This is a genomic window from Virgifigura deserti, assembly GCA_003576685.1.
Lineage (GTDB): Bacteria > Pseudomonadota > Alphaproteobacteria > Dongiales > Dongiaceae > Virgifigura > Virgifigura deserti.
Genome location: QOZR01000016.1, coordinates 92,441 through 100,072, shown reverse-complemented (window position 1 = coordinate 100,072; position 7,632 = coordinate 92,441). Strand labels below are relative to the sequence as shown.

Below are 7,632 nucleotides of genomic sequence, written 5' to 3'. Positions count from 1 at the left end.
TATCCGTTCGATCGGGCGAGACCCGCGTCCCAGGTGCCAGCCGGTGTTGGCCGAATGGTGCGCGGCAGTCCAAGCCCGGTCTCCCTGATCCTCGAGGTTCATCCGACCAAGCAACGCCGCGCCGACCGTGCCCTCCGCGCCCACCGTACCCTCCGGGCCGACCGTACCCTCCGGAATGTCTCCGGCGGCCGGCGATGCTGCGGAACCAGACCCCGCCGAGCGGGTTGCCTTGCCACCTCAGAGCCCGGCGGCGAAGGAGAGAGCCATGCACGACGCCCGCACCCGAGAGCGGCTCCACCGCTCGCTGTCCGAACTGGTCGAGGCCGCCGGCGCCGTCATGGGCAAGAGCAGCCTCGTCTATGCCGCGGGGCTGCGCGCCCTCACAACCCGCACCCCGGACGATACACAGCAGTTCTTTCGGCATCTCGACCATCTCAACGAGGCGGACCAGATCTGCATCGCGCAGCGCCGAACCATGGTCCGCTATGAGCACTGGTCGATGTGATGCCTGCGACGGCGGCCGCCCTGGCGTCGTCCTGTCCGCGGGATCGCACCGCCATCCGGGTGCCGGCAGGATGACCCCGCACCGGGTCTCGCACGAGCTCCTGCGGCGGGTCGGTCCGAGGCTGCCCTTGCTTGCACGCGCGGTGGCGCATGTGACCTGGGGCGAGGCCGAGCTGCGCCTGCTCCCGGCCCTGTGTGACCGCGACCGGATCTCCGTCGATGTCGGCAGCGGGTTCGGCGTCTATGCCGCCATCATGCTCCTGTACTCCCGGCAGGTCCTCGCATTCGAACCCGATCCGCGGCGCTACAGGCTCCTGCGGGGCTCATTCGCGCCGGCGGTCGCGGTCAAGAACTGCGCCCTCTCCGATCGGGCCGGCTCGGCAGCGCTGCGCGTCCCCGTCGTCGCCGGGCGCGCGTTCGTCGGGCGAGCGTCGATCGAACCCGAGAACGGGTTCGGCGGCCACCGCCGCGCCGCGGCGGTGGCGGTGGAGACCCGGACGCTCGACAGCTTCGCATTGGGCGCGGTCGGGCTCATCAAGATCGACGTCGAGGGCCATGAGCTCGCCGTGCTGCGCGGGGCACGCGAAACCCTGGTTCGGCACCGCCCCAACCTCATCATCGAGTCCGAACGGCGCCATCATCCCGACTGCCCCGATCGGATGTTCGCGGTCCTCGCGTCGCTCGGCTACCGAGGGTTCTTCCTGCTCGACCGCCGCCTCGTCGCGGTCGACGGCTTCGATCGGCGGAAGCACCAGCAACCCGGATCGGTCGGCTGGTGCGGCAAGAGCCCGGCCGGGCTCTACATCAACAACTTCATCTTCGTCCACGAGCAAGCGGATCTGGATCGGCTGAAGGCGACCCTAGGCAAGGATGCCGTCGGCGCCGCCGCCGCAACCGCGGCGGAGAAGGAGGTGCCCCATGCTCGCGACGATCGCCTTCGCGGCGGCCCTTGCCCTTAGCGCTTCCCTTTGTCTTTTGTGGCCGTAGACTTGCGTGCACCGGTCTTCCGGGTTGCTCTCCCGCCATTTGAAGAGGCATCTTCCTCAGCCGAAGCAAGCATGGCGGGATTTACCTCATTCTCGGCGAGCGCCGTCATCTCGTCGTCGAAGCGCTTGCCGTTCTCCAGCGCCTTCTCGAATGCACCGACAGCCGTGTCCTGGTCGAGCGCCCGGCCCAGCGCCGCCGCCGTGCCCCACGCAGCAATGCAGTAATGCTCGACCTTCTGCACGGCACCGATCAAAGCAGCGTCCAGCACCGTCTCGTTTTCAATCTCCTCGACGAGCTGATTGGCCTCTTCGATCAGGCCCTCCATGGCCTCGCACTTCTTACGGCCCTTGCTGACCTCGAGCTCCTCGAAGACCTGATCGATCGCCTCCAGGATCGTTTGTCCTTCTTCGACGCGCTCCTGGAGCTTGCCGCGCAGGCTCTCCGCCTGGACGGCTTTCGTCAGGCGTGGCAAGGCCCGCGATAGCTGCTTCTCGGCGCTGTAGATGTCACGCAATTCGTTCGTGAACAGATCATCGGCAGAATTGATCTTCATGAGGACCTCACTGTGGTTGGGCGGCCGATCCGGTCAAAGGCCGAACCCGCTCGGGGAGCGGGAACAGAGCTATCATGCGACTGCTGATCTCGACCCCTTCAAGGACGAAGGGCATGCGCGCTTGGCGCCGGACGAGGCTAAAAAGAATGCATGCTACGGTAGATAGCTGGATAGGAAGCGATATGACTGTCCAGGAACACCGGGCGGGAGGAAGAGTTCCGAAAATGCCGGGCTGTTGGAGGACGGCGGATCGATGCGGCCGGCAATGCTCACGCTCACCGAGCGCTTTGCACGCCCCCATCTCCGTTGACAGTGTGTACGACGAACTCTCCGGGTGAGGCTTGGCGACGATCGAATTCGCGCAGGGCCTGCTCCATCTCCGCGCGCCCGGCTTCCCAGCGTTCCGTCAGGACCGGCCGGGAAAAGTCGAAGGCCCTCATCTCCACGTCGTGTGGAACGGGGGCGTGGATCAGAAGGAGGAGCGTGGTCGAACTGTCGGCGCTCTTCGCCCCTTCCGCCAAGGCCGAAACAACGTCAGCATCGGTTCGCAGTTCCGCCGGCAGTCTTTGACCGAGCACCCGCAGATGCCGGCGCAAGTCGTGGACCCGGCGCAGCTTTTCAATTGCCTTCCAGGTCTGGCTGGTGAGCAGCAGGTCGAGTTGCCGGTCGACGGCTTGTCCCACCGTTTTCGGGGGGGCGCCCTGCCGGCGGAAAAGGTCGATGGCTATGCACAGGTGATCCTCCGCCGACGGTTCGGCCAGGGCGGCCTCAAGCGGCAGGTTCGTGACCATGCCGCCGTCGCACAGAAGACGGCCATCAATCTCGACCGGCGGAAAGAACGGGGGAAAGCCGCTGCTTGCCAGCAGATGGTTGAGCCCGATCGGCGCATCCTGCGTATCGAAGCGGACCTCTTCCCCGGTGATCAGGTCTACCGCCACCACGGTCAGACGCATTGCCCCGCTGTTCAACCGCTCAAGACTGGTCACGCGCTCCAGGCTGGTGCGCAACGGCGCAAGATCATAAAGGCTCGTGTCTGCAGGCATGCCGGGTAGCAGGGACAGCCCACCCGGGAAGCGCGGCCTGAAGACGCCCGGACTGCCCAAGACCTGGGACTGCAACACTCGGGCCCGGTCGTCACCCCAGAACGCCGGGCTCAAAGCCCATGCTGCGCCGTCCTGCGCGGCCCCGTCCCAGAACTGTCGCAGGCTCTCCACACGCCGTTCCGGCGGATTACCGGCGACGATAGCGGCGTTCACGGCACCGATGGAGGCGGCGACGATCCGGTCCGGCTGCAAGCCCCGTTGGTGAAGCGCTTCGTAGGCGCCTGCCTGATAAGTGCCGAGCGCATTTCCTCCGGACAAAACGAGCGTGATCCGTTCCGTCATGGCGACAACCCTATTGGACTTCACGTTATAGTAGGGCTCATGACCTACGCCTGTTCGGCAAAGCCTCGCGCCACCTGAGAGGCGGTCCCAAGGTGGACGGTGAATACCGTGAGCTCACCGAGCAGCATTGTAAGCCGTCGTGGCCGGCTTAGCGAGACGCCCGTCGCGCGAGACAGGGCCCCGATGCGCCGGTTTCGGAGCCAGGACCATGGCGGCACCCTGATCAATGACGCCTCCATTAGTCAAACAGGTTCATCTCGATCACCTAACAAAGTCGGCGCATTATCTTCCGCGGAGTGGACGACCAGATCGTTCGCGGGAACCGTTTGCACACCCGGCCGTTTCTCCGTTCAGTTCCAACCGCGGTCGAGACGGTCTCCTCCGTCGGGGGAGGGACAGCACCGGTCTGGGATCGCTGATCTGGAGTCCTTGGGCTTGCCGCGACGTTGGTTGCTCGCCGTACTGAGATGGATCGGGCTGGCGCCGTCGGCGCTCAGCCTTGCCGAAGGCAAGGCGGCCTATCGGCGCGGCGAGTATTCCGCCGCCTTGGGAGCCTTGCTGCCAGCGGCGGAGGCCGGCGACCGTGATGCTCAGTACTGTGTCGCGACTCTATACCGGGACGGAAAGGGCACGCCCCAGGACGAGGACAGGGCGATCCATTGGTACCGCAAAGCCGCCGAGCGGGGGCACGCGGAGGCGCAGTTCGAACTCGGTCGCGCCTATGACGAGGGCACGGTCGTTCCCCAGGACGATGTCGAGGCGGCCCGCTGGTACGAGCAGGCGGCAAGGCACGGCCATGCCAAGGCGCAGTATCTCCTTGGGCTGATGCACAAGCACATCTGAATAGATGCGATTTTTCGTTGGGTGCGGCCTGGAACTTCAGCCAGAAACCACCGGAGCCCTGGGTGCACAGAGGGGTAAATAAAAGCAGCTGCGGATCCCTGCGACCAGCGTTACTTGCATAGGCCCGCCTCCTCTGGAGGCGGGTCCGTTGCCGTTTGCGCTCAGTGCCAGAATCGCCGCCAAGTCGCCCCTCAGTTCGATCTCCATCTCCCCATTCCGGCACGAGCCGGATCCCCTCGATCAGCGCCCGCAGCGCCTTGGCCGCCTCGGCGCGCGTGTCCTTGCGATCGAGCGCCCCAGTTACCGCCACCATCGGGCAAGACCCTGGCGAGGGCTGCGACGACCCACGGGCTTTCCGTCACGATTGGAGCCGATTTGGATCTTCCTATTGTGAAATGGGACGCGAACGACCTCTTAATGGCGGAGAATTGCCGTGATGGTGATCGCTGGTGCAATACGAGCCGCCCCGCGCAGTGCGTGGGCAACAGACTTCCGGACCCGGCTGCAGCGCCCGGAACGGTCGATCCGCTGCCGAAGGGCTGCAGCCGGATCAATCGCGCGCCCATAGCGCGGTCCTGACCTGTTCAGGATCGAAATGGCCTGAGTTTTACCGTTGAGGCGACGACGTCCCCGGAGACGCTCATAAACATGCAGCGTATGGCAAACAGAGTAAGGGCCGTCCGCAAGGTGCTCCGACTGCTGGGCCGATCCGATAATGCCGCGGGGGGCCAGAATGGCGTCGTTCTGCAGCCCTATCGGGGTTACGGCTCGGCCCACGAAGTATTCCTCATCGGTCGAGTCTTCAAGCAGCCGGGAACGAGCCCAACCGGGCATCGTGGGACGTTGCGCCATGCCGCTATCGACGCCGGACGGCGACTCCTGCGGCGGGGGATTGCCGATGCGACCCTGGTCGTACGCTTCTATGGGACGGAGCAGAGGGTGACGACGGATCGCGACGGCTACTTCCGGATTCATTTGCGTCCCGCACAGTCATCGCCCACGGATCGGCTCTGGCATTCCATAGCACTTGAGTTGATGAGCCCTGTGGCGATTGTGGCCGAAGGCGCGCTGTTTATCCCGCCCGGCACCTGCCGGTACGTGGTCATCAGCGACATTGACGATACGGTGATGTACACGGGCGTCGTCCGCAAGCTGGAGATGCTGTGGCGGCTCTTCATGCAGGAAGCGCGGAACCGGGCCGCGTTCCCCGGGATCGCGGCCTTTCTGCAGGCGCTGCACCGTGGCGTCTCCGGAACCGAAGGCAATCCGATGCTGTATGTTTCCCGCGCCCCATGGAGTCTCTACGAGGTCCTCGATGAATTCTTCAACCTGCACGGCATTCCAATTGGACCGGTGCTGTTCCTGCGGGAGTGGGGGCTGACCTTGCAGAGCCCGCTGCCGCGCCGGGCGAAAGGGCACAAGCTCGAACTGGTCCGCAACATGCTGGCACTCTATGACGATCTGCCCTTTGTCCTGATCGGCGACAGCGGCCAGCGCGATCCCGAGATCTACAGCCAAATTGTGCGAGAGCATCCCGGGCGGGTTGCCGCGATCTACATCCGCAATGTCAGCCGAAATCCCGAGCGGCGCCGGGCGATTGAGGCGCTGGCCGTCGAAGTGGTGAATGCCGGCAGCACTCTGCTGCTTGCCTCGGACAGTTTGGCGATGGCGCGGCATGCGACAGAGCACGGCCTTATTGCGCCGGAGGCGCTGTCCGCCGTCGCAGAGGAGAGAAAGGTGCAGCCGGATGAGCCGGCGCCGAAACCGACCTGCGAGCTCATCCGACCGACCCCGCGCGAAACTCGTGAAGTTGTGCAGCGGGGTGAGCTGACGGACGTGCTCGACGAGAAATCTGACGGAGACGCACCACCGAACGTTGTCGTCGAGCCGGAAGACGAGAAGGGCAGGTAGCTCCACGCGGCGTGATTCTGCGAACCCATCGCCGCCGCCTCTCATAAGGCGGGTATCGGCCCACGATCACAACGGGAGATATCCTCTCCCGGCTAGGCCAAACCGCGGACCGGGTCTATCTACTCGAGTAGCAGCTGACCTCGGAGTTGTGTGCGTCAAATTCAGCAAATTGGTTGGCATGGCGGGTGCCGTTCGGCCTGGGCGGCGCGAAGCCGGTCGATAGCGTAACGCCGCTCAGGCTCGGGTTAATCGGCGCATTTTCCTATTCGCAGTTGGCTATAGGGAGAGCCGACAATTTTCACTCGACAGTAAATGTTGGGGTGAACCAAGCCGGTGCGACGGACGCTTCAAGGTCCATGGTCTCGATGTTGCCTTGATCGATTATTCTGATCCGCGGCCCGGCATGGAGAATTTCCAGTTTACCCTCAAGCGCGCGCACGGCTTGGTCGATGGCAAGTCGCCCCTGAAGGACGGGGGCATCCGTCGGTGCGGCGAGGATCTTGTCTCGCTTGATCCCGCGATAGACGGCATGGGTGAAGTAGTCGGCGAGGACTTGGATCTTTCCCGTCAACCCACGTGCCCGAAGGAGGCTGACCGCGGCGCCGGCGGTGACGGCGCTGCCGACGATATAGTCGATGTCGGGATGCTCCTCGAGCATTTCCTCGATCAGGATCAATTGGATCTCCGTGCCGGTGTCGCCCCATTTCGTGGCGACCACCTCGGCGGAGCTCCCGGCGATGGCCGCACGGAATCCCGTCTCAACGAAGCGAACCCACCCGGCGCCCTTGGGGCCCGGGAACCAGGCGACTTTGACCGGCGGGCTGCCTTTCGGGTGGATCCGTGCGAAATAGGCGCCAATCGATCCGCCCATATCGGTCCACGGGACGGCTGATTTTGCGGTAATCCCGCGGTTGTCGATATCGTTGACGGCGGCGATAACCGGGATGTGCTGCGCCACCTGCGCCACGAGATTCGTCAGTCCGGAATAGGACACGGGGCCGACGATCAAGGCGTCCGCCCCGGCGGCGACGCACTCCTCGATCTGGGCGATCTGCCGGTCTAGGTTCGGATAGCCGCCCGCCTCGACGACGCGCAGGGCGACACCGAGCCGCCGAGCCTCCTCGACCATCCCGTAATTGACGCTGAGCCAGTAGGAATCCTTCAAATGCGGATAGGAGGCGCAGAGGCGCCACTTGCGCGACGCCGTCTTCAATGGCGTATATGCGATCGTTTGGGGCTCGCTCTGGTAGTCGAACGGCGGAACCCAACTCTGCAGCTGCCAAGTCTCGGCCTCAGCCTGCGGCAGCAGGCCCGGTCCGCCGAGAAGGAGCCCGGATATCAGCGCCAGGAGCACCGAGAATCGCGGCAGCGGCTTGCGAACAAAGGTCACGGTCGTCCCCGGTCCGGAAAGGATATCTGCAGGGCGAGATGCCGTGACCGAGTTTTAGC

General features: G+C 64.6%; 7 protein-coding genes. 4 read left to right on the top strand and 3 right to left on the bottom strand.

Annotation, left to right across the window (positions count from 1 at the left end):
- Positions 1-265 precede the first annotated feature (265 nt).
- Together DT069_RS24770 and DT069_RS22355 are read left to right on the top strand one after the other, a co-directional pair.
- A complete protein-coding gene (locus tag DT069_RS24770) occupies positions 266-505 on the top strand; it encodes a hypothetical protein (RefSeq protein WP_119462655.1) in 240 nt (79 codons plus the stop codon).
- A gap of 70 nt (positions 506-575) precedes the next feature.
- Entirely contained in the window at positions 576-1,463 is an 888-nt protein-coding gene (locus DT069_RS22355; RefSeq protein WP_162913372.1) for an FkbM family methyltransferase, read from the top strand.
- Here the strand turns inward: DT069_RS22355 and DT069_RS22350 are convergent.
- Both DT069_RS22350 and DT069_RS22345 read right to left on the bottom strand, forming a co-directional pair.
- Positions 1,460-2,044 (bottom strand): YciE/YciF ferroxidase family protein, encoded by a 585-nt coding sequence (locus tag DT069_RS22350; RefSeq protein ID WP_119462551.1) that lies wholly within the window; start codon positions 2,042-2,044, stop codon positions 1,460-1,462. The genes DT069_RS22355 and DT069_RS22350 overlap by 4 nt on opposite strands.
- A gap of 275 nt (positions 2,045-2,319) precedes the next feature.
- On the bottom strand, positions 2,320-3,429 hold the full coding sequence (locus DT069_RS22345; protein WP_119462550.1) for a patatin-like phospholipase family protein: 1,110 nt from the start codon (positions 3,427-3,429) through the stop codon (positions 2,320-2,322).
- 435 nt (positions 3,430-3,864) lie between these two features.
- On the opposite strand from DT069_RS22345, the gene DT069_RS24765 reads away from it, so the two are divergent.
- Entirely contained in the window at positions 3,865-4,272 is a 408-nt protein-coding gene (locus tag DT069_RS24765; RefSeq protein WP_162913370.1) for a tetratricopeptide repeat protein, read from the top strand.
- A gap of 648 nt (positions 4,273-4,920) precedes the next feature.
- Complete coding sequence (locus DT069_RS22335; RefSeq protein WP_425450472.1) at positions 4,921-6,183, top strand: App1 family protein phosphatidate phosphatase; 1,263 nt, start codon at positions 4,921-4,923, stop codon at positions 6,181-6,183.
- A 298-nt stretch (positions 6,184-6,481) separates the two neighbouring features.
- Here the strand turns inward: DT069_RS22335 and torT are convergent, their stop codons facing one another.
- The gene (torT, locus tag DT069_RS22330; RefSeq protein WP_425450471.1) at positions 6,482-7,573 is read right to left on the bottom strand and encodes a TMAO reductase system periplasmic protein TorT; all 1,092 of its coding nucleotides are present in this window, start codon (positions 7,571-7,573) and stop codon (positions 6,482-6,484) included.
- Positions 7,574-7,632: the final 59 nt, after the last annotated feature.

Bases quoted from the DNA above. Each gene is read 5' to 3' on its own strand.
- DT069_RS22345 (WP_119462550.1), bottom strand. From the start codon at position 3,429: ATGACGGAACGGATCACGCTCGTTTTGTCCGGAGGAAATGCGCTCGGC.
- DT069_RS24770 (WP_119462655.1), top strand. From the start codon at position 266: ATGCACGACGCCCGCACCCGAGAGCGGCTCCACCGCTCGCTGTCCGAA.
- DT069_RS22355 (WP_162913372.1), top strand. From the start codon at position 576: ATGACCCCGCACCGGGTCTCGCACGAGCTCCTGCGGCGGGTCGGTCCG.
- DT069_RS22335 (WP_425450472.1), top strand. From the start codon at position 4,921: ATGCAGCGTATGGCAAACAGAGTAAGGGCCGTCCGCAAGGTGCTCCGA.
- DT069_RS22350 (WP_119462551.1), bottom strand. From the start codon at position 2,044: ATGAAGATCAATTCTGCCGATGATCTGTTCACGAACGAATTGCGTGAC.